The following is a 23,414-nucleotide window of genomic DNA, read 5'->3' on the forward strand; positions in this document are numbered from 1 at the left end:
GGTCTACGCCAGCGGCACAGGGGGGCGGCATGGTCGCCCGCACATGGGGGCCAGGGACACGGCGAGGGGGGCCGGAGAACGTACTCTGGGCGCCAGGTCGAGAAACCTACGGCCTGCTAGAGATCATCAATCGCCTGGACGATCCCAGCCGATTGTACGTGGGCACGGCGGCCGGGCTGTACGAGGGCTTCAACTACGGCCAGACATGGCAAAAGATCAGTGGCTATAGCTGGGACAACCAGCCGGTGGATGGGCTGCTGGCCGATGGCAGCAACGGCGTGTGGCTGAACAGCCCCGACGGCGCGTTCTACCTCTACTTCGGCTACGCCACGCCCACACCGACGCCACCGGCCGGCGCCAGCCCGACGCCGACTCCCACGCCGACACCCTCCGACTGCTCGAACATGCTGGTGAACGGCGGCTTCGAGACCAACGAGGCGTGGGTCATCCGCACCAATCCGGTGCTGGCCGCCTATGTCAACGCGCCGGTCCACAGCGGTGATCGCGCCATGCGCACGGGCATCGCACAGGGTGGCGCGAACGTAGCGAGTTACTCACCCGTCGAACAGGCCGTGGTCGTGGCGGGCTTAGGGAGGTCAGAGGTGCGCTTCTGGCGCATCAACGTGTGGGGTGACGGCGCCAGCGGCCAGGCAACGGCCGCGCCGCCCGATCCGAAGATGCTGCCACGCAGCGAGGCGGAACTTCGGCAGCTTCTCAACCGCGACGCCAGCGATCGCCCGTTGGCGCCGCTGGGCGCCGATTTCTTCTATGTCCTCGCCATCCGCAGCGACGGCAGCCTCGTCTGGCTGTTGACCGAGCGGATCAACAACCCAACCTGGCGTGAGGCCACGTCCCTTGACCTGACTCCGTACGCGGGCCAGACGCTGCGCTTGCAGTTCGGCACCTACAACAACGGCACGGGCGGCATCAGTCGCACGATCATTGACGACGCTTCGCTGAATATCTGCCCGCAAAATGCGACGCCATCCGCGACGCCGACGCGCACAGCGACACACACGGCGACCCCGACGCCGACGGGGGCAGGGGCAAGCCCTACTCCGACGGCGACGCGCACGGCTATCCCGACGGCCGCGCCCGGTGTCGTGAGGACACCCTACTGGGCCGGGCGGTTGAACCTGCCGGTCGGCAGCCGGCCGCACGGCGTGGCGGTCAACGCCTCGCACGATAGCGTCTACATGGACACTCGCGTCTACGTGGCGTTCCACGGCATAGACCACAGCGGTCACACGCTAGGGGTGGTCAACGAGTACCTGAGCCTGCAAGCGCAGATTGACTTAGGGTCAGCCACGCAGGGGCCTAACGGCGTGGCGCTCATCCCGTCCAGCGGCCGCGTGGTGGTCGCCAACCGGCAGACGAGCAATGCCACGGTGGTGGACCCCGTCTTGGGCGCTGTGGTCGGCACGATCCCAACCGGATCCATGCCTGATGGCGTGGTCATCGCGGGCAGCTATGGCTACATCGCCAACTACGGCAGCGACACGGTGACCGTGTTCGACCCGGCCACGCTGGCTGTGGTGCAGACGCTCAGCGGCGTCGGCCACGAACCGGCCATGTTCGCCAGCGATCCCGGGGGAGATGAAGTGTTCCTGACGGCCCACGGCTCGAACCAGGTGTATCACCTGCGCGGGACCAGCGTGCTGGGCCACTGGGACAACGTGCCAGCGCCGTACGGCATCTCCTATGACCCCGCCAGCCGGCGGCTGTACGTCGCCAACCGCGGGCCGGCGCACACGGTGACCGTGATTGACGTCTACCTGGATCAGATCGTGGGCGTCATTGACGTGGGCAAAGAGCCTTACGTCCTGCTGGTCAACCCGCGGACCGGGCACCTGTTCGTGGCCTGCGGCGACGAGGTGAAAATCTACGATACCTTGAACTGGTCGTTGATCACCAGCATCCCCGTGCCGGCCGGTGCGGATGAGGGGATCGCCTCCGATCCGATGCTGACCAGGGTGTTCGTGACCAGTCAGGAGAGCGACGCGCTGACGGTAATTCAGGACGACGGGCAGCCGCAGGTGGTGTTCGCCAGCGATCGGGACGGCAACAGCGAGATCTATCGCATGTGGCCCGACGGCCGCAACCAGGTGCGCCTGACCTTCACCGCGGACGCCTTCGAGACCGCGCCGGCCGGCTCGCGCGACGGCCGCTGGATCGCCTACGAGCGTCATGACGCCGGCAGCCCGGCGACCAGTCAGATCTGGGTGATGAGCCGCGACGGTCGCGCGGCCACGATGCTAACCGAGGGGCCATTCAACCACCGCAACCCAGCCTGGTCGCCCGACAGCCAAAAGATCGCCTTCGAGTCGGACCGCGATGGCGACTGGGATATCTACATCTTCGATCTGACCACGCACACCATCAGCAAGGTGACGAATAACACCACCCACGAGATGCAGCCGAATTGGTCGTTCGACAGCGACCGCATCGTCTACACCTCCGACCTGTATACGCCCAACGGCGAGATCTTCGTCATGCACGCCGACGGCAGCAACGCCCAGCGCCTGACGGTCAACTCCGGCGGCGACAGCGATCCAAGCTGGGAGCCTTCGTTCGGTCGCATCGTATTCTGGGGCAGCCGGCCGCAGGGGCAGGCGCTCTACACGATGAGGCCCGATGGGACAGACATCAGCCTGCTCGTGCCGCAGTTGCTGGGACCAGGCTCACCCGCCTGGGGCTTCGAGGGCGACGCCATCGTCTTCAGCGGCTACCGGCCCGGCAATGGCTACAGCGAAATCTTGCGCGTCCAGCCTGACGGCAGCGGACTGGTGCTGCTGACCCACAATGAGGTGAATTTCGACTACGCACCGGGGTGGTTGGGAGGATAGCGGAAAGGTGTTGTTGACCGCTGCGGCTGCATTTTCACCAACCGCATCCGGTTGTGGGAACAGCCGCAGTGGTCACAACACGAAATCAAGGTAGTTTTCCGGTGTGATGACCGCGAATTCCGCCTCCGGATAGGTCGCCGTCCAGTTGCGCGGCGCTGGTCCCACCCGCTTGGGCGACCATTTGCATTCGTAGCCGAACAGTTTGCCGTCGCGTTCCTCCACCAGGTCAATCTCCTGCTGGTCATACGTGCGCCAGAAGTAGATATTTGCGTAAATCGCGGCGTAGGTGCGGTGTTTCATGCGTTCGACAAAAACAAAGTTTTCCCACAACTGCCCCACATCGTTGCGTTGATCGAGGCGGTTGAACTGGGCGATGAGGGCGTTACGGATGCCGTTGTCGAAGAAATAATACTTTGCCTTGCTCGTCACTTCGCCGCGCAGGTTGCGACTGAAACCACCCACGCGTATGATGACGAACGCTTTCTCCAGCAGGTCGAGGTAACGTTGCACCGTGCGGACATCCACACTGAGCTGCGTCGCGAGTTCATTGAGTGACACTTCCTGCCCCACTTGAAAAGCCAACAGCTTGAGCAGGCTCAGCAGCGTGCGCGAGCTTTTGAACCGGTCCCACGCCAGGATATCCTTCAGCAGATAGGAGTTGGCGATTTCGGTGATGACCTCGATTCTGGCATTGTCTGTGGGAGCCACGATCACTTCCGGATAGCTGCCATAGACCAGGTAGTCCTCCAGGCGCTGGCGCAGCTCGAAGCGGTTGACCTGTGAATGCAGCAGCTCAGCTTGCGAAACGGGATACAGCGTCAGGGTGTGTTTGCGCCCGGTGAGCGGCTCGCCCACCTGGCCGGCCAGTTCGAACGAGGATGATCCGGTTGCCAGCACCCGGATACCCGGCGCCTGGTCCACGATGATCTTGAGGGCCATCCCGATGTTGGGAATTCCCTGGGCTTCATCAATGGCTAACAGCTCATAGCCTTCGACGTAGGCCAAGATCTGACTGAAGTCCTGTGAACTGAGGAGCTGCTGCGTGCGGATATTGTCGCCAGAGTCGAGCTTGTAGCGAAGCGTGGTCTGATTGAGAAAATTGCGAAGCAGCGTCGTTTTGCCGGCGCGACGAGGTCCGTAGATGAGCAACACCTTGTTCGGCTGCAAGAAACGATCGAGCGGTTCATATGCGCGTGCTATCATGGCGCCCATGATAGTTCAACTCCACAAATTTGGCAAAATTTATGGAGCTCGACCCCACAAATTTAGCAGAATTTATGGATTCCATCTCCATGAACTAAGGAGTTTCGGCGCGATCCTCGATCTCCCAGAGATGATCGAGCAGATGCCAGGCTACGCGGCGCACGAAGGTGGCCGGCGCCCAGAGGGCGCCCCCGCGCGGGCCTTGCGCCGGGATTTCGCCCCGCCCCGCCGCGGCCAGCGCGGCCAGGATTGCCCGGCGGGTGCGATCCAGCTCTGTGCCTGGATCGGCCGCTTCGCTGCGCTTGGTCTTCCAGGCCAGCCGGCCAAGATAGGCCGCGTCCGCGTCCAGCACGTGTTTGACCATCGTTTCCAGGTCGCGACCACCGCCGCGCGGACCTTTGCGCAGGGTCTTGCCCGCGGCATCCTGCAGCACAGCGTCGAAGGCAGACCAGCAGGCCCGCAGAAGGGCCTGGGCGTTTTGAACATCAGTCGTGGTGAATGGACGGGCGTCGTCGGAAGGAGGGATGTTGGGCGCACCAAAATCGGTGGTGGCATTGCCGATCAGCCGTTCGATCACCACGAACCCCGACGGGTCGGCCGGCGGCTGAAACTCAACCTGCGCGGCGTGTAGAACACGCGCGTAGCGCGGGCCGTAATCGCACAGCGCTTGCAGCGCCGCGCGCTCATCACGGCCCAACCGACACCAGCCCGGCCACGCCAGCGCGCCGGCAAAGATGACCTTCTGCCCAATCTCAAGGTACACGTGGATTGGATTGGCAGGTTCAAACACAGGCAGGCTCTTTCCTTCTACGAACATGATCTAGGCCCTCGTGTGTATTAGACACAGCACGGACTAGATTTTACCACGCGCGACAAGCACAGGCAAACGATCCATGATCTGCTTCAGCGCGAGGCAGTTCTCTGTCAGTGCGCCTTCGAGCAGCGCCAGGGCTTCATCCGCCGGCAGTCCATCGGGCTGGAAGGTCACCGACCACGTCAGCTCGGCCTGGTTCGGACCCAAATCACGCACGGCCATGCTCGTCAGGCAGTCGCCAAAGGGGGTGTCGGTCAGCAAGGCATAGCTCAACCGCAGGGCGGTCTCGTCCAGTGTTTCCAGGCGCTCGACAATCGTGCTGCCATCGGCGCTGGTCAGCGTGCGCAGCGCACCTACTCCTGCGCCCGCCACCGCGCAGTTGACAACCATTGGGAGATAGCGGCAGGAGGCGCCAAAGTCGCGGATCACTTGCCAAATGGCGTCCGCCGGGGCATGAATGATGATGATCTTGCTCAACGCCAGGGTCATTTGACAGCCTTGATATGAATGGGGAGAGAACGCTGGCAGAGGGGGCCAAACTGAGCGTGGACGGCAGCCGGGAGTGCTGCCGTCCACCCTGTCAGGTCATTATCTCCGTCTCATCAGTGGCAGATAAACCTTGCCGCTGACTGACGCCGGCGCCACGGTAATCGTGCCGCTCTGCCGTGTGAGATTGTTGCTGGCAAAGCTGGTAATGAAGTCGCGACCGTAGTGGTCGTTCAAACGGGCGCTGCCCAATGTCAGCGGCGAGGCGCCCACGGTTGCATTGCTGCGCAGCTTGAATTCGATGATCACCAGGTTGCCGCTGCCGCTGATCTCCTCATCATCACCCAGGGCGATGGTGAGCAGGCCGCTGCCGCTGTCGCGGAAGGCCACGCTGAAGTTGGTGGCGAGACCGGTCTTGGTGACGTTCACCACACTCTCGACCACGCGCGTGTCATAGGTGATCCCAAAGAGACCGCCGGCGATCTGGCTCAGACTATCCGCACCGAGGGTGATGAGGACATTCGCCCCTTGCTGCGCCTGGATGCTGCTGAGACGCACGTTGGAAGTCACTTGAATGCCGCTGGCGCTCTCGAGCGCGATGGGAACCGGCCAGGCGAGCCTCGCCGCATAGTAGAGGATCATGCTGGCGTCGGCGCTATCGAGGACGCCGTTGCCATTGACATCACCGGCGCGCAGCTCACGTGAAGTGGGTGTCCGGAAACCGGTGGCCAGGCGCAAGGCAAGGGCGGCATCGGCGGCGCGGATCACGCCGTCCCCATCCACGTCGCCCAGGGTGTAAGGCTCCGTCGCTGCTCCCACGGTGAAGAGACCATCTGTCAACCGCAGAGGCACATCTTGTCCTGGATTGGAGATATCCTGGATGCTGGAGCCGCCGATGTTGGTGATGAACTCCTTGAGGTTGAGCAGACTGGTATTGCCCGGCTGCCCCCTCACCCTGAAGGTCAACCAAAACAGCGAGCCGTTTCCATTCAACCGATCCGGGTTGAGGTTGATATAGGAAATGATCAGCCGTTTCGTGGGTGGATTGCCCGTATCATGTACGGCTTTCTCCCACTGATAGCTCTCCGTCAGCGCCGTGCGCGAAATCGCCACAGATTCGATGACGTCGCCGTTGAACTCCATCCAGATGTCGCTGGAGGTGATTGCCAGTCCGTCGGCGTTGCGAATGTTGACAGGCACGATCACGAGCTCGCCTGGCCGGCCAATCGTGTCGGGCACGTAGAGATCGAGCGAGCCAAAGGCGACGCAGCTCACGTTGGAAGTCATGACCACGACGCCGTTGCTGCGGCGCGCTTCCACCCGATAGCAGTAGGTGGTGTTGGGTATGAGGTTGTTACCGGCGTCGTGATCCGAGTCGAAGTAGACCGTATCGAGCCAGTGTTCGGCGATGGGCTGGAAGATGCCATTGGCGCCTTCCGCACGCAGGATGCGATAGTCGGTCACGGTGGGATCGTTGGTGACGTTCCAACCCAACTGCATGGCCCGGTTGCCGGAGTCAACCGCGAGTGTGATCGGCAGCAAGGACCCGACAGGCGTAGCCGTCGGCGTGCTGGTTGGCGTCCAGGTCGGCGCCTGCGTTGGCGTGCGCGTTGGCGTGCGCGTGGGCGTCCAGGTCAGCGCCTGCGTCGGCGTGCGCGTTGGTGTCCGGGTCGGCGTCCAGGTCAGCGCCTGCGTCGGTGTGCGCGTTGGCGTCCAGGTCGGCGCCTGTGTTGGCGTCCGGGTCGGCGTCCGGGTCGGCGTCCAGGTCAGAACCTGTGTGGGCGTCCGGGTTGGCGTGGGCGTGGCGGTCGGCGTCGGAGCCTCGACATCACCCCAGAAACCGCCCTGCACGGTGTAACTACCGCCAAGCAGCGCGGCTGCGTCGGGTTGGCCGATCGTGCCCTGCAACGTGTAAGCGCCGCCTGTGCTTGTCCCGCCGCCGCCATCAACCGTCGCCCAGCTCAAGTCGAATCCGTTACCGGATTGGGCCAGGACCGCGCTCGTGATGATCAACATCAGAACAGGTGCAAAGAAAATGCGCAATCGTTTCATAGCGCCGCCTCTCATTGCGGGTTCACGAGCACCCAGATCAGCCCCGCCTTGCTTGCATCCAGGTTTTCCAGGGCCATGCCGATCGTGGGCGCGCTTTCGGCCAGCCGCACGCCGCCAACCTCGACGGTCTCGAGACTGCGGGCCGCACCGCTGCTATCAACGGCGAGTTTGTTGCCCACTGTTATTGCCGCGCCCAGGGCGCTGGCCTTGACCTGCACCGGGCCATAGATGATGATATGTACGTAGTCGCCCGCCTGGGCGGCGCCCTGCCGCGGGACAAGTTGCGTGGCCGTCGTTCCATCAGGCCCGACGATGCTCACCAGCTCACCGCGACCGTAGACCACTCCCACCACGGGAGCGCCGGCTTGGGTGGCCTGGCCCACTTCCATGAACATTGGCTGACCGATCGTGTCGCCAGGGCGGGTACCCTGAACGGCCACGATATCACCTGGCGCCAATGCTGTGGCGCCAGTGTTGATGCCAAACGTGGCGATGAGACAACCGGTGCAGGAAGTCGAGGAGATGGGGCCGTTGAAGAATCCGGCCCAATTCGAGGGAGACCAGACCACAACGCCATCTCTGACGGATCCTATCTCGATACCGGCTGTCGCCGCATTGGAGACAGAAACACCCGCGCTGCCCGCGTTCTCCACCCTGACGCCGAAGGTCGTTGTCGAGTCCACCTGCACGCCGCGAGTGACCGATTGCACATGCAGACCATTGATGGCCGAACGCACTTGCACGCCGTCGTCGGCCGCCGATACGATGTCAATGCCATCGCCGCCCGCCTGCCATACCTCCAGGCCGGTGTCGCCTGCATTATCAATGAACACGCCGTCGGCGCCCGCATTGGTCACCCACAAGCCGTAATGCTCGGCATTGGCGATCTCGACACCGTTGTGCAGGGAATTATTGGGGGCACAGGTCGTGAGGGAGCCGGTGGCGCACACGAATAAACCATCCTGACCCGCGGTGTTCACGGAGAAGCCGCTGTTGACCGCCGCGTCCACCTGCACGCCGTTTCCGCCTGCCGACTGCACCTGCAGGCCGTTGTTGCCCGCGGAGCCTACCTGCAGGCCGTTATTGCCCGCAGCGTTCACGAACACCCCGGCGCCACCCGCCGATTGCACGTCCACGCCGATGAGGTTCGCCGAGTCCACCCGCAGGCCCGTATTGGCCGAGAGCACTCGAATGCCGTTCAGCGCGGAGTTGACCTGCACACCGTTCTCCGTGGCTGTCTGTACGAGAAAGCCGTTCCTGGCGTTGACCACAAACACGCCGAGGTCCGCATTGTCCACCTGCATGCCGGCTATGCTTCCCGTCCCCACATACACGCCGCGGACGGCCGAGTTCACGGTAATGCCAGGGCCAGTGCCGTTGTTCGTCAAATTCAAGATACCAGACGCGGCATTTTGCACTTGCCCCACACTGCCGACTATGACGGCGCCTGGCTGTAGACTGAGCGCATAAGGCGACGCGGTCAGCGACTGCCGCGGCGAGAGCGTCGTGAAGCCGCCGACCCCGCTGGGACAACGCACAGCGATCTCCAACCAGCGAGCCTGGCCGTCGAACGCGCTGACGCCGAAATCGAGCTCACTTGCGAAGCGGCCCTGGCTCACGGGCTGCCCGTTGCGTGCTTGCGTCGCGCCGATCTGCGCGCCCCCGGCCGCCGCGCTAAACAGTTTGAACTGGAAATCGCAACTACCGCTGAACGGGGCGCTGTTCTGCTGTAATGAACCCTGGTAGGTGAAACTGCCGCTGACATCAACGGCTGGCGCCAGGACCGCGCCAGGCTGTTCTTCCTGCGCCCGGGCCTGGCTGTCGGGCAACTGCACGGCCAGGCCGGCCAACAGGATGACGCCCACCGCAACAAACAAGACGGTCAACAGATGCTTTCGAATCATGGAACTCTTTACCTTTCATACGTTGCGGGGATTGGTTGATTGACGACAGTATCATCTTACGCTCATTCCCCGCGCAGCGATAGACATGAATCAATCTTCTTTTGGGGCAGTTCCGCTACAATAAATTGTAATTACTGGAATCTTCGGGTGATGCGGTGCGGGGCAATCTGCCTCATTATCAATAATGGGCGCCTTGTGCTAGAATGCGCCCATGCGCTACTTCAACACCCACGGGCCAGTCAACGTCCAGGAACACTATGTGGTGTCGCGCCGGGCGCTGATCGAAGAGTTGACGGCCCAGATCGAACAGGGCAAGTTTTTCACCATCTACGCGCCGCGGCAGATGGGCAAGACGACGCTGCTGCGCGCACTAGACGATGCATTGGACGCCCGTCCCGATTTCCTTGCCATTGCACTGAGCTTCGAAGCGTATGAAAGCTGGCCGTTAAGCGATTTTTGGGCCGATTTCAGCGAACGAATGGCGTATCAACTGAGCACTGCATTGCCCGGCAAGAATCATCCGAACAGCGAGGCCATCAATGCGCTGCTTGCCGGACAATTGGCAGTGGATGAACGCAGCTTCCAACGCTTTTTCCGCCAGCTTCATCAACTGGCGCCAACTCTCAAAGTGGTGTTGATTATTGACGAGTTCGATGCCACACCGCAGGATGTGCTCTCGCCGCTCTTGCAAACCTGGCGTACCATGTACTTGGACCGACAGCCGCCTCACAGCCTGCATAGCGTCGTACTGGTTGGCATTCAGAATATCGCCCGCCTGAACTTTGGCCGCAGCTCGCCCTTCAACATCGCCTACCAACATCGCCTGGAAGACTTCTCGCCGGACGAGGTGCGTGATTTATTGGGGCAATATACAACTGAAACCGGGCAGCCCTTTGCCGCCGGTGTGATCGAGAAACTGGTTGAGCAGACAGCGGGTCAGCCTTTCCTGGTCAACCGCGCCGCCGCGATCCTCACTCAAGAGGTGGTGAAAGAGCGCACGCGACCGATCACAATGACTGATTTGCGTGTTGCCCTGCAAAAGCTGACGCGTGAGAGCAATTACAACTTCGAGACTGTCATCCGCCGCGCGGCCGAATATGAAGAAGATGTGGTGCGCATTCTCTTTGGCGCCGATTATCCTTTTCGCCTCAATGATCCGCTCGTCAATTCACTGCATCTTTTTGGCATTATCAAAGAGGCGCCAGCACAACTTTGCCGGATTGCCAACCCGATCTACAAACAGGTGCTCATTGATGCCTTCCAACCACGCCAGGCCGGACTCCAGGGGGCGATGCTGGTCAATGGCTATGACTTCCGCCCCTATGTGGTGAATAACCATTTGCAGATGGATGCGATCCTCGCCCGCTTCCGCGAGTTCATCGAACGGCGCGGGCGCGAAGCCTTCAAGGTGACGCCCATGCCGCACGAAGCCACCGGGCAATATCTGCTCATGGCCTATCTCGACATCGTGGTCCGCCAGATCGGCGCGGCGCACTTCACTGAAATCAACAGCGGTGAAGGACGGCTGGATTTGATTGTGGTGCATCAGGGACGTCGGACGATCATCGAGACCAAAATCTGGCGTGGGCAGGCGCTCTATGAAGAAGGGTTGACCCAACTGGCCGATTACCTGGCGAGTGAGGGGCAAACGACGGGCTATTACGTGCTCTTTCACGCCCGCCCCACCGTCTATGGCAGATTACCCGACGATGCGCTGGAGTACACCACGCAGGTCGCCGGCAGGACGATCCATGTCTACCTGGTGCGCTTGGGGCATCTCTTTGCCGATGAACAGGTTGCGAGCTAAGAGCTAGGAGCGGAAGCCGTCGGCGTTTATTCCAGCGACTCGACCAGCGCGGCCCAGCCCTGGCGCAGAGCGTAGAGCGCAGCCTGGGTGCGGTTAGTCACGTGCAGTTTCGCGTAGATGGTGCGCAGCCGATTGGCCACGGTGTAAACGGAGAAGTTGAGCAACTGGGCGATCTCATGGTTGTCCACACCCTTGGCTACCAGGCGCAGGACGACCATCTCGCTCTCCGTCAACGGCTCGACGTGCGGCAGTTTCGGCATCGCCAGGTGAAGTTCGCTCAACACACGGGCGGCGCTGATGGGGTCAATGAGGTAGTCGCCCCGATGCACGGCCTCGATGGCCTCGATCAGGTCGCGGGCGTCCACGGTCTTGAGCAGATAGCCGCGGGCGCCGGCGCGGATGGCGTCGAGCATGTACTGCTCCTGGCGATACATGGTCAGCGCGATGATGCGAGCCGCGGGGGTCTCAGCTATGATCTGGCGGATAGCCTCCACGCCATCCATGTCGGGCATGATGATGTCCATCAGGATCACGTCCGGCCGCGTCATGCATGCGAACGTCACCGCCTGCGCACCATCTTCGGCTTCGGCGACCACGGCGAACCCGCCCATCCCTTCGCAGAGCTGGCACAAGCCCTGGCGCACCAGGGTGTGGTCGTCGGCAATCAGAAGCCTAATCGGCGGCATGGTGACCCTTCTGGGCGATCGGTGGCAGGGTAATGACCAACTCCGCGCCCAGGCCGCGCGCGCTGTGAACGTCCAACGTGCCGTCGAAGTCCAGGATGCGCTCGCGCATCTGGCGCAGCCCAAAATGGCCGGAATGATCGGCCGGGCCGCGCTGGCTGGGGTCGAAGCCGCGGCCATTGTCACACACCGAGACGACCACGCCACCGGCTGCATCCACCGTCACGCACACCAACGCCGAGCTGGCACGGGCGTGCTGGCCGATATTGTTCAAGCCTTCCTGGATGATGCGGAAAATGGGTAGTTCGTAGACCGCGGGCAGGGTGTCCTGCGGTCCGGATATCTCGAGCCGGGCCGCCAGTTGGTTCTGGTCGCCAAAGTCATCTACCAGTTGTGTCAACGCCGGGAAGAATCCCAGCGCGTCCCAATCCAACGGGCGTAGGGCGAAGATGACGCGCCGGATGTCCACGATGGCCGCGGTGAGCACGGTATGCAGTTCGTCCAGCGCGTCGCGCATACCCGGGGGAGCCGCATCGGCCAGGTGCGACCACAGCGCCGACTTGAAGCGCAGTCCGGCCAGGTTTTGCGCCACGCCGTCGTGAATCTCGTGAGCGATGCGGCGGCGTTCGGCCTCGATGGCTTCGGCCTCGCTCCGACGCTGTTTTTCGGCGCTAATGTCTTCGACAGTGACGATCATGCGGCTGTCATCGGTCGGATCGGGCGCAGCGATGACACGCCCGGGAAAGCGCGTGTCATCCCGGCGCTGGCCGGCAATCTCGGCCGTCACCGTTTGGCCTTGCCGCACCCGCTGCACAAGGGTCAAGACGGCCGACCTGGCATCGTCGGGCGCCAGGTTGCCCACAGGCATGCCCACCATCTCGGCGGACGTATAGCCGTAGGCCAACTCTGCCCGCCGGTTGACCTCGAGGATGGTCACCGGGGCCATGGTCAGGTCAGTCACCAGGATACAGATCGGCATGTGATCGAACAGGTGACGGTAGCGTTGCTCGCCGGCCTGGCTCGCGCTGTCAAAATGGCTGGTCTCCAAGCTACACCAATTCCTTGAAGCCCTCTGGAGCTGCTCCGCGATCCGCAATTTCCTGTCCGCTGTCGCGCTCAACCATGTTTGATTTCCCGGAGCGATCCCCCTGCGTTGCCGCGGCCGGAGCGGCTCGCTCTACCAGGGCCGCGGCTACGGCCAGGCCAATGTACAGCCACAAGAGGCTGCTCATGTGCGGATAGGTCAGGTTGAACAGGTAGTGATCGAGGGTGGCGGCCGCGAGCGCGCCGGCCAGCGCGCCGCCCAGGCCCAGCAGCACGGCATCGCGCCCGACCGCCAGGCCGCCGCGCCAGGTGCGCCAGAGGAAGGCAAAAAAGCCCGCGAGCACGGTCAGGAACACCAGGAGCCCGGAGAGTCCCATCTCTTCGGCCATCAGCAGATAGGCGCTGCTCACGCCGATGTAAAGATCAATGTCAGGCGTGCCGCTGAAGCCGACGCCAAACCACGGATAGCGGCCGATGAGCAAGAGCGCGTCCTTGTATTCGCCAAAACGCATCTGCGTCGCCAGGTCTTCGCCGCGCAGGCCGGCCAGCAGACGGGCGACGTAAGCCTCGGTTTGCGGCAAGAGCAGCAGCAGGACCGCGCCCAGCAGCCCCAGCCAGAGCAGGCGGCGGTATTTCAGGCTGGCCAGGATGAAGAGCGAGATGCCCAGGCCCATCAGCGCGGAGCGCGAGTAGGTCAGATAGAGCGCCAGCACCTGCACCAGGAAAATAACGCTGGTCCAGAAGCGCGGCAGCAGCGGCGAACGGCTGAAGAACTGCGGCGCGGTCAGCCCGGCGGCCAGGATCATCATGCCGCCCAGCACATTGGGGTCCACGGCCAGGCCGATGGCGCGCATGGGGTTGTTCGGGTCGTCCTCGATGTAGCGCAGCGCGCCGTAGCCGCCGGGGTATTTCAGGCGCGCCAACGCATCCAGAATACGCACAGTCCAAACGTCGGGGATAACGTAGAAGATGATGGCGATCAGCGCGCACAGGCCGCCGCCGATGATCAGGACACGGGTCAGCCAGTCCACATCCTGACGGGTGCGAATCTCATTGACGGACACAAAAAAGAGGGCAATGCTGATCACCACTTCGATGAACTGGCGCAGGACTTGTTGCGTGGGCCGGGCGTGCGTGCTGCCCAACACGAAGGTAAACATCGCCAGGGCCATGAAGAGCAGCACCAGGCCGCCCAACGGCGAAAAGACAAAGGTGCGATCCTGCCCGGTGGCGATGCGCACCAGCCAGACGAAGAAGAGCGCCAGCAGGGCCGCATCGAGAAAGGTGGGCGTGAAGCCGAGTTTGAAGGGGAAGGCGGCAAAGGGCAAAATCCAGATGACCGCGGCGAGGAGGATGAAGCCCCAACGCGTGCTGCGCAAGACCAGGTAGGCCGCGGCCAGCCCCAGCGCGCCGGCGATGGCGTAGGTTGGCCCTAACAGCGCCACGTAGAGGCCGAGCAAGAGCGCGGCCGCGACGATTAGCAGCCACAGGGTACGGCGCGCCGCGCGGGAATCACCCTCCACCAGGGTCGTGGACAGGTGCTGCCAATGCCAACGTGGCGTCGTTTTGGCGTCCAGGTGAGAGGCACGCGCGCTCATACCACATGCACCTTCATCACGTCGGTGGCGCCAGGCTGACTGCCCACACTGCCGGCCGTGACCACCACGGTATCACCGAGACTGACGAAGCCCTGGTGCTGCGCCGTGCGGATGGCGCCGGCAAGCATACGGTCAGTGGTGGTCTCGCGCTCGGCCAGCAAGGGGTAGATGCCCCACGAGAGCATGAGCTGGCGCTGTGTCTGCGCGCTGGGCGTTACCGCGATGATCGGCGTCTGTGGCCGAAACCGCGCAACCAGCCGCGCCGTGCTGCCAGAGGCGGTCGGGGTGATGATCGCCCTGGCCCGGAGGTCGCGTGCGGTTTCGCAAGAGGCATGGGCCACGGCCTGCGCGACGGTTACTTTGGCCTCCGGCGCGTCGGTGAAGCGCACGCCCCAGGCCATGGCCCGTTCAGCCTGCTGAATGATGTGCGCCATCGTCTGCACGGCCGCGACCGGGTATTGACCGCTGGCTGTCTCGCCGCTAAGCATGACCGCGTCGGTGCCATCGAAAACAGCATTAGCCACGTCCGAGGCTTCGGCGCGGGTCGGGCGTGGGTTGCGGATCATCGAGTCGAGCATCTGCGTGGCGGTGATGACCGGCTTGCCAGCCTGATTGCACAGGCGAATGATGCGCTTTTGGATGACCGGCACCTCTTCGGTCAACATTTCGATGCCCAGGTCGCCACGCGCCACCATGATGCCATCGGCGTCGGCGATGATTTCCTCGATGGCGATGACCGCCTGGGGCTTCTCGATCTTGGCAATCACCAGCGCCGGTTGATCGAACGGATTGGCGGCTCGAACAAGCGCCTTCAGTTCCCGTACTTCCGCGGCGCTGCGCACGAAGGAGAGCGCAATCCAGTCCACGCCCTGGTTGAGGGCAAAGGCCAGATCGGCGCGGTCCTTGTCGGTGATGGCCGGAATGCTGAGGGAGGCATCCGGCAGATTCATACCTTTCTTGGAGGTCAGCAGGCCGCCGGTCAGCACCTGGCAGGTGATCTCCGGGCCGGAGATGCTGCGCACCTCCAGTTCCAGCAGGCCGTCATCGAGCAGGATGCGCTCGCCCCGACGCACGACGCGGGGCAGTTCTGTATATTGGATCGGCACCAACCCCGGTTGCCCCGTCAACGGCGCGGTGGTGAGCACCACCGTCTTGCCCGCTTCCAGCACAAGGCCGGCGCCCATGTCCCCCACCCGCAGCTTGGGGCCTTGCAGGTCGGCCAACAGGGCCACCGGCTTTGCGGCCGCCAACGCAGCCGCGCGCACGCGGGCGATGATGTCCGCGTGCGCGGGGTGATCGCCATGCGAAAAATTGATGCGCGCCACGTCCATGCCCGCGGCGATCAGATGGCTCAACACGGCTGGCTCGCGGCTGGCCGGGCCAATGGTGCAGATGATCTTGGTGCGCAAACGGATCTGGTTCATTGGGCAATCATCTCTCGTGTCGGTTCAAGAGCGGTATCATCCAGGGTGAGCAGCGACGGTTCTATATGTGGGAGCGGTGGGGGCGGCGGGAACGGCGATGCGGCGGCCTCGGTGGCAGCTTCGATCGCCGCTCTGATGGTGCGCGTGACCGCTTTGACGACCCGCGGCAAGGGGCGTTCACTGTGGCGCTGGGCAAAATGGGCCAACGCTGTCTGCAGGTCAATGTCCACGCCATAGCGTTCGTGCAGGCGATCGCGGTGGTAGGAGATCCATAGGTACAGGTCGGCCTCGCTGCGCTTGGGAAAATCTGTGAGAATGTCACTGTCACGAATGATCTGCACGTTCGGCAGGTAAACATGGTCGTACCAGCTCGCCACCGCCTCGCCGTAGGGAATGTCACGCTTTTGTTCCAGACCCAGGTAATACTGATGCACATGGATGTGCTCCAGCAACTGCTGGTAGCGCCCCGGCTCGGTCAACTCGATCAGCGCACCAGGGCGGATGTCGTGCAGCTGCGTCTGATCGAGGAAGTGCGCATATTCGATCTTGATGATCATCTCATCGGGCTGCACAGCGGACGTCAGCTCGATCGGCACATCAATGACCGTAACCCATGCCTCGATGTGACTCAGGCCGTTGGCCCGCGCGACGGAGATTCGGTGATTGCCATCGCGCACAAAGTAGACCTCGGCCAGTTGATAGACCTCGATGGGCGGCAGGTCCTCCAGGCGGTTGAGGGCCATGTCGAGCCGCTTCCAGCGTTCGGCATTGGCGCCCCCCAGGGGCAAGAAGTAGCGGTCGAAGTCGCGGTAACGTCCCACACTGCCGACGATGCGGTCGAGCCGGATCATCTGCGTTTCGGGCATCTTGATCTGCCCGCGGGCCAGTAGCAGTTCCTTCACTTCATCGTAAGACAGGAGGCGCTGTGACTTGCCCGTCAGCGAGTTGAGGATCTGCCTGACAAGCGCCTGGCTCTGCACGCGATTGAAGCGTTCGAACGCGGCCGTGGGAGAATAAATTGCACTGCTTTTCATGAAATCAGCCTGTCTCGAAACCGGTTCATTAGGAGTCGGTTCATCAAAAGAGTGTAGCACACATCAGGATGGTTGTCTAGCTCGCCGCCCGATTCACACGGCGAACGGATCCGCCGCATTGTCCATGAGTTGATCCAGGATGCGCAGCTCGCGGTGCTGGATGGTCTGCAAGAAATAATCGGCGCCCTGCATGTGTTTGAACGCAGCAAAACCTTGTTCGAGAAAGTCCTGCAGCTCGATCCAGCCGGCGCGATAAGCCGGCCCGTGCGCCAGGCGTAAGGTCAGGCCAATGAGGGGCAGCCGCGTAAGGCGATCAATGCCGCGGCCCACCTCACCGATCAGATCGATCTGATGGCGACGCACGTCCAGGTTGTCGCACAGTTGGTAGCCCTGGGCGTACTGCTGCGGGGTCAAGGTGTCAGTAACGCCCACCTGAGTGGTCAACACAGTCAGCAGTTGGGCATCCAGATCGCGCGTCAGATTGTTCAGCTCGATAGTCAGGGTCAAGGTGTGCAGCAGACGCTCCGGCAAGAAGCGCAGCATGAATTGATACATGCGCTCCACGTCGTGGTCGCGCTGGCTGAAATCGTGCGGGGCGTAGACATGATCCAAAAAGAAGCGACAGCCCGGACCGTAGCGCTCGCTGCTGAGCAGGTCGGCGTAGGCGCCTGCCAGGCGCTGCGCTTGCCAGGCGCGAAAGAACAGCTCCGCAGGCGACAGCGCGTTCCCGGCCAGGGGCTTGTGGACGGACTGCTGGTGGCGCTGCAACTGCGCCAGCAAACGGGCAGCATCGGTTGGCTTAGGTGCTTGATTCATGCGATCACCTCGTTGACTAATTATACAAAACAAGGGGCCGATGAGACAAAAGTCGCTGCCTGACGCGTAGGCCTTGCCTATACTTGTGCATGCAAGCACAAACGAGGCTGGTTCGAGATGAAATCTTCTGTGAGATTGCCAAAAGAGGATGACCTGCCACTCCCCAGGGTCATCGAAGAGAAATGTACCGGTTGCGGCCGTTGCATCGAAGCCTGCCCCACCAATGCCCTGGCCCGGGTGGGTGAGGTGGCGTGCCTGGTGCGACCCGATGCCTGTACTTACTGTACCATCTGTCAGGATCTGTGTCCAGAAAACGCCATCGAACTGCCATTTGTCATCGTTTTTGTTTGAGTGTCTTATGCGGATGGGCGTTTGTGTCACGAGGTCCGTGCAGCCCGTAGCCTGCACGCCCACGCGACGACGCCCTGAGTTCCAAAACCTATCTCGTAAGTGTCTGTTTTCGGAAAGGAGGACGAAAGTCCAATGAAGCGTATGGCGATCAAGCGCACCGTGTTCCTTGTCCTGCTCATCACCCTGCTCACGCTGACCGGCTGTAACCGGGCGCAGCAAACACCCACCCCACAGGCGGCCCTGCCAGCCGACGGCGGCCTGCCACAAAGCGCAGCGGCCATCGCCGCCGAGCGCGGCCTGACACCCGATGACGTTACCGCGGCCCTGAAGACCTATGTACCGACCGGCAAGTACGATGACTATGTCATGTTTGCCTCTGGCGGGCACGGCGGTCAGATCCTGGTCATCGGCCTGCCCTCCATGCGTATCTTGAAGATCATCGGCGTCTTCACGCCCGAACCGTGGCAAGGCTGGGGTTATGGCTCGATCGAATCGGAAGCGGTGCTGGACGGCGGTAATGTCGGTCCCAACAAGATTCGTTGGGGCGACACGCACCATCCGGCCCTCAGTGAAACCGCGGCCGAATACGACGGCAATTTCCTCTTCATCAATGACAAGGCCAATGCGCGCGTGGCCGTGATTGACCTGCGCGACTTCGAGACCAAGCAAATCATCAAGAACCCCAACGCTATCAACGATCACGGCGGCAGCTTCGTCACGCCGAACACCGAGTACGTCGTCGAAGGCCCGCAGTATGCGGCGCCGATTGGCTTCGGCTATGCTTCGATGGATGATTACAAGGATGAGTATCGCGGCCTGATTTCGTTCTGGAAGTTCGATAAGGAAAAGGGACGCATTGACATGGCCGCCTCCTTCCAGATCGAGCTGCCGCCTTACTGGCAGGACCTGTGCGACGCCGGCAAGCTGGAGAGCGATGGCTGGGTCTTCTGCAACTCGTTCAACACCGAGATGGCGACCGGCGCCGGGCCGGACGGTGCGAATCCGCAGTTCGAGGCCGGGGTGTCCAAGAATGACATGGACTACCTGCACATCATCAATTGGAAGAAGGCCGAAGAGGTCTACAAGGCCGGCAAGTTCGAAACCATCAATGGCATTGCCGTGATCCGCATGCAGACCGCCATTGACGAAGGGCTGCTCTACTTCGCACCAGAACCGAAGAGCCCGCACGGCGTGGATGTGACACCGAGGGGCGATTACATCACCATCGGCGGCAAGCTCGACCCGCACGTCAGCATCTACAGCATTGCAAAGATCAAGGCTGCCATCGCCGCGGGCACGACCGAAAAGGATGCCTACGGCGTGCCGGTGCTGAAGTTCGACGATGTCCTGCAGGCGCAGGTGGAATTGGGCCTCGGCCCGCTGCACACCGTCTATGACGACCAGGGCTATGCCTACACCAGCCTGTTCCTGGACAGCGCCGTCGCGCGCTGGAGCCTGGGCGAGCCGTACCGCACGGACGGCTGGAAGCTGGAAGGCAAGCTGCCGGTGCATTACAACATCGGCCACATCGCCTCGGCCGAAGGCGACACCGCCTCACCGGATGGCAAATACGTGGTGGCGCTCAACAAGTGGTCGGTAGATCGCTTCGTCAACGTCGGCCCCCTGCTGCCGCAAAACTTCCAGCTCGTGGACATCAGCCAGCCCGGCGACAAGATGCAACTGCTGTACGACATGGCGGTTGGCGAGGCTGAGCCGCACTACGCGCAGATCATCAAGGCCGACAAACTGCACGCCTGGGAAGTCTACCCTGAGGTGGGCTTCAACACGATCACCATGGCCAAGGATGAAAACGCCGTTGAGTCCGGTCAGGAGCGTGTCGTGCGCAATGGCAACCAGGTTGAAATCTGGATGACCGTGGTGCGCAGTCACTACACGCCGGACCGCATCGAGTTGCAGAAGGGCGATCATGTCATCTGGCACCTGACCAACGTCGAACGCGCGCGCGATGCCACGCACGGCTTCGCCCTCTCCGGTTACAACATCAACCTGAGCCTGGAGCCTGGTGAGGCCACGACCATCGAGTTCGATGCGAACCTGCCTGGCACCTTCACCTGGTACTGCACCGAGTTCTGCTCGGCGCTGCACCTGGAGATGTTGGGCTACATGCTCATCAAGCCGTAACGTCACGCATTGCGACTGCCCTGCTGCGTGATGCGGTTGCCGCCGCATCACGCAGCCCCCCGCCCGACGCCATGTCGAATAGTGAAATTCATCACAGAAAAGGTTGACAAAAAAAGAAATAATGACAAACGAAAATAAACAACCTATGACAATACCTTCCAGTTCGCCACAGCCACGCATGGTCAATCCCAACACCTACGTCATGCCCACCGTCATGTTCATGTTAGCGGCCATGCTGGTTGTCGTTTCAATCTTCCTGCCCTATTGGACGCTGACCCTCCATGCACCACAGTACCCGAAGGGACTGACGGTGCAACTGTATGTCAACCGCGTGGGCGGCGATGCCAAAGAAATTGACGGCCTGAACCACTACATCGGTATGCCCAAGATGGAAGAAGCCGCCGCGTTCGAGCGTTCATTCGCCGTGATAGCCATTGTTGCGCTCACTCTGTTACTCATTGCGGCGATCTTCATTCACAACCAATGGGCGGCCCTGCTGGCGCTGCCGGTCATCGCCTACCCGCTGGTTTTCCTGGCCGACCTCTTCTTCTGGCTCTACAGCTTTGGTCACAACCTGGACCCAGCCGCACCGCTGTCGAGCAGCATCAAACCATTCACGCCCACCCTGTTGGGCACCGGCACCGTCGGTCAATTCAGTACCACCGCCATGGTAGACACCGGTTTCTATCTGGCCATGGCGGCCTCGGTGGTCATTCTGATTGGCCTTTGGCTGCATCGCGCGGCCTACAAGCCGCTGCTAGAGGCCGAGAGAGCGCGCCAAGCTCAGGCCGTTAGCTAAGGAGTCGTTACGAAACAAGTGTTACATCTGTGCCCCTTTGGCAAGCGTGAGAGTTGCGATCATTATTTCATGACGGCTCCTGACATGACCCCCGTGGAAATTTGAGCATGATTTTGTTCCTGACCGTTTTGCTGAGCATTGTCCAAGCCCAGGCCCTGCCCAGCACCATCACCGTCGCGCCCAACAGCCCGGTAACCAGCATTAGTGCGGCCATTGCCCGGGCTGCACCCGGTGACACCATCGAAGTGCAGGCTGGCGTCTACCCGGAACACGTGGTCATTGACAAACCGCTGACCCTGGTGGGCCTGGGCAACCCGGTGATTGACGGCGGCGGCGTCGGCATCATCGTCCTCATCACCGCGCCTGACGTCACGTTGCGCGGCTTCACCCTGCGCAACAGCGGCCGTTTGCTCGAACATGAAGACGGTGGCATCGAAAGCCAGGCCGAACGAACGGTCATCGAAGGCAACCACCTGGAAAATGTCCTCTTTGGCATCTACCTCAACAACGCCGCGAGCGGCATTGTGCGCGGCAATTTCGTGCGCGGCATGGATCTGCCCTCCGCCCATCGCGGCGACCTGGTTCGCTTCTGGTACAGCCACGACAGCCTGCTGGAAGATAACACGACCGAGAACGGCCGCGATGCGGTGATCTGGTTCTCCAGCAACGTCATGATTCGCAACAACGTGATTCGCAACGGGCGATACGGCCTGCACTTCATGTTTTGCGATAATAACACGCTGATCGGCAACCGACTGGAAGGCAATTCGGTCGGCATCTATCTCATGAATAGCAAGAACCTCACCCTCACCGGCAACACGATGGCGCGCAGCCGCGGCCCCAGCGGTTACGGCTTGGGGCTGAAGGATATGGACGGCGTGCAGGCCGAGGGCAACCGCTTCCTGGATAACCGGGTGGCGATTTACCTGGACAACCCGCCGTCAGCCACCGGCATTACCGACCAGTTTCACCTGAACCTGTTTGCTCACAATGACATCGGTATCCTGTTTCTACCACACGTGCGCAACACCCAGTTGTGGGACAACATCTTCTGGGAAAACACCGAGCAGGTGGCAATTCAGGGCGGCGGCGAGCTCAAGGGGAACCTGTGGCAGAAGGATGGCCGCGGCAACTATTGGAGCGATTACACCGGTTTCGACGCCAATGAGGACGGCATCGGCGACCTTGCTTACAAGTCCACAAGCCTGTTCGAGAACCTGATGGACCGCTATCCGGGCCTGCGCCTGTTCAATCTCAGTCCGGCTACCGATGCCATTGACCTGGCCGCGCGCGCCTTCCCCATCACGCAGCCGCGGCCCAAGATGAGTGATGCCAACCCCCTGATGAACCCGCCGGTCATCCCGCCCGGCCCCGGTATGACGCGCTCGCCGCGGGCGCCAGCGCTGGCCGTGGCCCTGGGGTTGCTGGCCCTGGCCGCCGCCATCCTGACGATCGCCTACCCCCAACCACAAATTCGACGCCGGCTGACCATGTTCCGGCACAAGCAGGCCACACCATGAACACCTCACCATCCTCCCCGCTTCCTTCCACCGGCATGATTCGGGTTGCCAACCTTGAAAAGCGCTTCGGCAAGACGACGGTTGTCACCGACCTTAGTTTCGAGGTTGCCGCCGGTGAAGCATTGGCGCTGTGGGGTGCCAACGGCGCCGGCAAGACGACAGCCATCAAATGCGTGCTCGGCTTGCTCCACTACCGGGGCAGCATCAGCATCAACGGTTTGGATGCCCGTCGGCGGGGGCGTGACGCTCGCCGCCAACTCGGCTATGTGCCCCAGGAACTCGCCTTTTACGACGACCTGACTGCGCTGGCTACCGCGCAGTTCTATGGTCGTCTCAAGCATGTGCCGCCCGCGCGGGCGCATGCGGTCCTGGCCCAGGTTGGCCTGGCCGACCATGCCGGCAAGCCGGTCAGTGCGCTCTCCGGCGGCATGAAACAACGGCTGGCCCTGGCCCTGGCCCTCCTGGCCGACCCGCCGGTGCTCGTGCTCGATGAGCCAACCTCCAACCTGGATACCCTGGCCCGTGACCAGTTTCTGCAACTCCTGGTTGAGGTCAAAGCATCCGGCAAGACGATCCTCTTCACCTCGCACCGCCTGGAAGAGGTGGAGGCCCTGGCCGACCGCGCGCTGGTGCTTGAGAAAGGTAAACTGATCGCCCAAGTGCCGGCGGTCAATCTGGCCGGGACGGTCGGCCTCAAGAGTCGGGTCAAGCTCTATCTGCCCGACGCCGCGCTGGACGCGGCGCTGGAGGTCCTCACCCGCGATGGCTTCAGCGCCTCGCGCAACGGTACCGGCATCTACGTGGATGTGCAGCCCGGTCACAAGGCGCAGCCGATACAGGCCCTGGCCGCGGCCCAGATCACCGTGCGCGATTTCGAAGTCATCTGAGGCA

The 23,414-nt window shown here is 62.1% G+C and carries 18 protein-coding genes; 7 read left to right on the forward strand and 11 right to left on the reverse strand.

All coding sequences use genetic code 11. The features are described 5' to 3' along the window. Positions 1 to 29 precede the first annotated feature (29 nt). Positions 30 to 2,846 carry a PD40 domain-containing protein gene (locus IPM84_24335; protein MBK9095821.1) on the forward strand — a complete coding sequence of 939 codons (2,817 nt, stop codon included), beginning with the start codon at positions 30 to 32 and terminating at the stop codon, positions 2,844 to 2,846. Between the two features lie 72 nt (positions 2,847 to 2,918). On the opposite strand, the gene IPM84_24340 is transcribed toward IPM84_24335, so the two are convergent. From IPM84_24340 to IPM84_24360, 5 genes are all read right to left on the reverse strand, one after another. Further along, complete coding sequence (locus IPM84_24340) at positions 2,919 to 4,049, reverse strand: ATP-binding protein (GenBank protein ID MBK9095822.1); 1,131 nt, start codon at positions 4,047 to 4,049, stop codon at positions 2,919 to 2,921. Between the two features lie 94 nt (positions 4,050 to 4,143). Further along, on the reverse strand, positions 4,144 to 4,839 hold the full coding sequence (locus IPM84_24345) for a hypothetical protein (protein MBK9095823.1): 696 nt from the start codon (positions 4,837 to 4,839) through the stop codon (positions 4,144 to 4,146). Between the two features lie 63 nt (positions 4,840 to 4,902). Further along, positions 4,903 to 5,352 carry an SRPBCC family protein gene (locus IPM84_24350; GenBank protein ID MBK9095824.1) on the reverse strand — a complete coding sequence of 150 codons (450 nt, stop codon included), beginning with the start codon at positions 5,350 to 5,352 and terminating at the stop codon, positions 4,903 to 4,905. Between the two features lie 99 nt (positions 5,353 to 5,451). Beyond that, the gene (locus IPM84_24355; protein MBK9095825.1) at positions 5,452 to 7,401 is read right to left on the reverse strand and encodes a hypothetical protein; all 1,950 of its coding nucleotides are present in this window, start codon (positions 7,399 to 7,401) and stop codon (positions 5,452 to 5,454) included. Between the two features lie 11 nt (positions 7,402 to 7,412). After that, complete coding sequence (locus tag IPM84_24360) at positions 7,413 to 9,305, reverse strand: hypothetical protein (GenBank protein MBK9095826.1); 1,893 nt, start codon at positions 9,303 to 9,305, stop codon at positions 7,413 to 7,415. Positions 9,306 to 9,516: 211 nt separating this feature from the next. On the opposite strand from IPM84_24360, the gene IPM84_24365 reads away from it, so the two are divergent. After that, complete coding sequence (locus tag IPM84_24365; GenBank protein MBK9095827.1) at positions 9,517 to 11,112, forward strand: AAA-like domain-containing protein; 1,596 nt, start codon at positions 9,517 to 9,519, stop codon at positions 11,110 to 11,112. Between the two features lie 26 nt (positions 11,113 to 11,138). Here IPM84_24365 and IPM84_24370 read toward each other — a convergent pair whose 3' ends face one another. From IPM84_24370 to IPM84_24395, 6 genes are all read right to left on the reverse strand, one after another. Beyond that, positions 11,139 to 11,798 (reverse strand): response regulator transcription factor, encoded by a 660-nt coding sequence (locus IPM84_24370; protein ID MBK9095828.1) that lies wholly within the window; start codon positions 11,796 to 11,798, stop codon positions 11,139 to 11,141. Next, a complete protein-coding gene (locus tag IPM84_24375) occupies positions 11,785 to 12,843 on the reverse strand; it encodes a PAS domain S-box protein (protein MBK9095829.1) in 1,059 nt (352 codons plus the stop codon). The genes IPM84_24370 and IPM84_24375 overlap by 14 nt, the downstream gene beginning before the upstream one ends. Before the next feature lies 1 nt (position 12,844). After that, positions 12,845 to 14,437, reverse strand: a complete 1,593-nt coding sequence (locus IPM84_24380; GenBank protein MBK9095830.1) for an O-antigen ligase family protein — start codon at positions 14,435 to 14,437, stop codon at positions 12,845 to 12,847. After that, complete coding sequence (pyk, locus tag IPM84_24385; protein MBK9095831.1) at positions 14,434 to 15,861, reverse strand: pyruvate kinase; 1,428 nt, start codon at positions 15,859 to 15,861, stop codon at positions 14,434 to 14,436. Before pyk ends, IPM84_24380 begins: the two co-directional genes overlap by 4 nt. Further along, entirely contained in the window at positions 15,858 to 16,895 is a 1,038-nt protein-coding gene (locus IPM84_24390) for a hypothetical protein (GenBank protein ID MBK9095832.1), read from the reverse strand. Before IPM84_24390 ends, pyk begins: the two co-directional genes overlap by 4 nt. Before the next feature lie 93 nt (positions 16,896 to 16,988). Then, on the reverse strand, positions 16,989 to 17,711 hold the full coding sequence (locus IPM84_24395) for a hypothetical protein (protein MBK9095833.1): 723 nt from the start codon (positions 17,709 to 17,711) through the stop codon (positions 16,989 to 16,991). A gap of 129 nt (positions 17,712 to 17,840) precedes the next feature. Between IPM84_24395 and IPM84_24400 the strand changes: the two genes are divergently transcribed. The 5 genes from IPM84_24400 to IPM84_24420 all read left to right on the forward strand — a co-directional run bounded on the left by IPM84_24400 (position 17,841) and on the right by IPM84_24420 (position 23,410). Then, positions 17,841 to 18,062: a 4Fe-4S binding protein gene (locus IPM84_24400; GenBank protein ID MBK9095834.1), complete on the forward strand. Its 222-nt coding sequence runs from the start codon at positions 17,841 to 17,843 to the stop codon at positions 18,060 to 18,062. Positions 18,063 to 18,194: 132 nt separating this feature from the next. Then, positions 18,195 to 20,204, forward strand: coding sequence for a Sec-dependent nitrous-oxide reductase (nosZ, locus tag IPM84_24405; GenBank protein ID MBK9095835.1), 2,010 nt, complete (start codon positions 18,195 to 18,197; stop codon positions 20,202 to 20,204). A 145-nt stretch (positions 20,205 to 20,349) separates the two neighbouring features. Further along, positions 20,350 to 21,003 carry a cytochrome C gene (locus IPM84_24410; GenBank protein ID MBK9095836.1) on the forward strand — a complete coding sequence of 218 codons (654 nt, stop codon included), beginning with the start codon at positions 20,350 to 20,352 and terminating at the stop codon, positions 21,001 to 21,003. Positions 21,004 to 21,110: 107 nt separating this feature from the next. Then, positions 21,111 to 22,523 carry a nitrous oxide reductase family maturation protein NosD gene (gene nosD / locus IPM84_24415; protein MBK9095837.1) on the forward strand — a complete coding sequence of 471 codons (1,413 nt, stop codon included), beginning with the start codon at positions 21,111 to 21,113 and terminating at the stop codon, positions 22,521 to 22,523. Continuing rightward, the gene (locus tag IPM84_24420; protein MBK9095838.1) at positions 22,520 to 23,410 is read left to right on the forward strand and encodes an ABC transporter ATP-binding protein; all 891 of its coding nucleotides are present in this window, start codon (positions 22,520 to 22,522) and stop codon (positions 23,408 to 23,410) included. The genes nosD and IPM84_24420 overlap by 4 nt, the downstream gene beginning before the upstream one ends. Positions 23,411 to 23,414: the final 4 nt, after the last annotated feature.

The organism is Candidatus Amarolinea dominans (genome assembly GCA_016719785.1).
In the GTDB taxonomy this organism is placed as follows: Bacteria; Chloroflexota; Anaerolineae; order SSC4; family Amarolineaceae; genus Amarolinea; species Amarolinea dominans.